2 protein-coding genes and 2 pseudogenes are annotated in these 2,244 nt (G+C 66.7%); 2 read left to right on the top strand and 2 right to left on the bottom strand.

The genetic code is table 11. The annotated features are described in order from the left end of the window. A pseudogene (locus CVO76_RS17005) lies at positions 1 to 211 on the bottom strand (cupin); the annotation flags it as partial. Positions 212 to 872: 661 nt separating this feature from the next. Between CVO76_RS17005 and CVO76_RS17000 the strand changes: the two are divergent. Next, positions 873 to 1,067, top strand: coding sequence for a hypothetical protein (locus CVO76_RS17000; protein WP_208740231.1), 195 nt, complete (start codon positions 873 to 875; stop codon positions 1,065 to 1,067). A 49-nt stretch (positions 1,068 to 1,116) separates the two neighbouring features. Here CVO76_RS17000 and CVO76_RS16995 read toward each other — a convergent pair whose 3' ends face one another. Then, positions 1,117 to 1,800 carry a DUF2306 domain-containing protein gene (locus CVO76_RS16995; RefSeq protein WP_208740230.1) on the bottom strand — a complete coding sequence of 228 codons (684 nt, stop codon included), beginning with the start codon at positions 1,798 to 1,800 and terminating at the stop codon, positions 1,117 to 1,119. Positions 1,801 to 1,973: 173 nt separating this feature from the next. Between CVO76_RS16995 and CVO76_RS16990 the strand changes: the two are divergent. Then, positions 1,974 to 2,244, top strand: a pseudogene (locus tag CVO76_RS16990) (hypothetical protein); the annotation flags it as partial.

The raw sequence follows: 2,244 nt of genomic DNA, 5'->3' as shown, positions 1-2,244 counted from the left end.
TACAGATCCCCACGTGGTCGTTCTGGCAACTCTCGGTATGCACCACGGTCTTGACGGTCTCGGACCATCGCCAGCCGGGCTCGAAGGTGAACCGGCCGATCGTGGTGTTGCCGAGGCTGACCACGTCGACCTTGGTCCTGGGTGGACGGCGCTTCTCATCGGGATCGTCGAACGATCTGGATGCAAGGGCATTGACAGTGATTGCGGACATCGTGTCCTCCTCGATGGGTGGGTTCTGACCATGTGTCCGGAGGAGAGACCAGGCGCTCCGGTATGAGGGTTCGGCGGGGCCGGGCCGGGGCTGGGTCGAACACGTGCGAGCGAGGCTAACAGCCTGCTCCCGGGCGTAGCGGTTGTCAATGCCGTGCGCCGACTCCCTCGGGAGGCCCCACCGCATCCCGAGGACATCTGATCCTGTACCGGCGAGTAGGGCCGCCAAGGACCGTGGACGGCACGCCACGCACGAGGGGACGATCGGGCTTAGGATTTACTTAGGTTGTTTAACAGAGGGCAACTCAGGGGTACCCGCGGGGGTGCCGCCACCGGTACATCTCCAAGAGTCGTTCCGGGCATCCCCGGGGGTACGCCGAAGGTGAGGTCGCTTCGGGCGGACTCTCTGCTGGGATGCGATCCTCGTGTCGTCACCCTCGACCCCGTGACCACGCGCCGGTGATACCAACCGTGCTTGTTTTATTCTGTGGTGGTTCGAACTAGGCTCCTCGGACCGCGGCTTAGCAGAAGGCCATGAAGCGGCGATCGTGAGGTTCATCGTGAATCCTCTTGCCCCTGAACCGGATCAGCCGGGCACCACCGTCCTTCGAGCAGGACGGTCCCGCAGGGCCGGCACAGTCGGGGCCGAGGGACGACATACCATGGCCGGAGCGCTGGTGTACGCCGTCCGCGACGTCCTGCCCGCTGCCGGCGCATTGGACGCCAAGGCCATAGCGCTGGAGCTCGACAAGGGCCTTCGGGCCTATTGGGGTGCGGATCACGGCATCACCACCAGCGAGATGCTCGCCACCGCCCGTGACATCAAGACCAGCATCGGAAAAGCAGCCCTCAATTAGCCCCGCGGCTGCGGTCCAAGGGCGCCGTGACGGCTGCTCGTTGGTCGTCTCACCCTGTCAGGGCGGGCGTGCGCCGTAACCACCATTCGCCGACGGCTACGTGCATCGTGAATGCGAGCCAGAACGCGACACCGAACAGCGTCGTGTCCGGGGTGGCCGGCGTCGTCCCGCCGGACATCACCTGCTCCACAGCCTCGAAGACCCCCACCCAGATCCTGATGGTTCCGACGCCGATGCCGACGGCGAACGCGCGGATCATCCAGCGCCGGTGGTGCCGTACGTCATCCCGCCGGATCGCCCGGAACGCGAGCACGAGGCAGGCCAGGAACCAGCAGCCGAACACGACCGTCGCGGCGGCCTCGGGTGCCCCTCCCCAGGCGTGGGGCACGCCGAAGAGCAGCGCGAACAGCCCGGCGACGAGCGCGCAGGTGAGCAGGACGCGCCCGAGGCGCCGGTGCGCGTCGTAGTGCCGGGTGCGGAACCGGCGCGAGAGTTGCAGTGGCGCTCCTACGAGGTACACGACGCCCGGCGCTATATGGAGATAGGCCAACCACGGGTGGGCGACGTATCGTTCGGCGAAGTCGTCGCCGGGTACGGTGCCCGCGAGGATGTCGGGCCCGTCGATCATCACCCGGAGTGCCGTGAAGACCAGCACGATGGTGGTCAGTGCGCCGATCGCGACGGCGGCGCCACGTACGAGCCTCGGGTGCGCGATCGCTGCCTTCTCCGTCACGACCGGGAGTTTTGCACACGGTGGCTGGGCGGTCAATGCTCGGCACGGCGCACAGGGCGCCCGTGGACCAGGGACACCATGCCTGCCTCCGACCCTATCGAGCCCTCCCGAACGGGCGTACGGTGATGCTCGGGCCGACGACGGCGCCGGCCCTTCTCAGGAAAGGGAAACTCGTGATAACCAAGCGCAGAACCCGTACCGCCTCGTCATCCGCACTGTCGGTAGCCGTTTTGCTGATCATAGGATCTGCCCCGCCCGTCCATGCCGCCAATGACACCGACACCGCGCTACTTCGGGACGCCGTGTCGGCCGAGAACATCATCAGCCATCTCCAGGAGCTGCAGGCGATAGCGGACGCCAATGACGGCAACCGCGCCGCGGGCACCTCCGGGCACGTTGCGTCGGCTGAGTACATCGAAGGACAGCTGCAGGCCGCCGGATACG

Source organism: Arthrobacter agilis (genome assembly GCF_002953615.1).
Classification (GTDB): domain Bacteria; phylum Actinomycetota; class Actinomycetes; order Actinomycetales; family Micrococcaceae; genus Arthrobacter_D; species Arthrobacter_D agilis_B.
The sequence above is the reverse complement of the archived record's forward strand: the minus strand, read 5'-3'. Positions and strand labels throughout refer to the sequence as shown.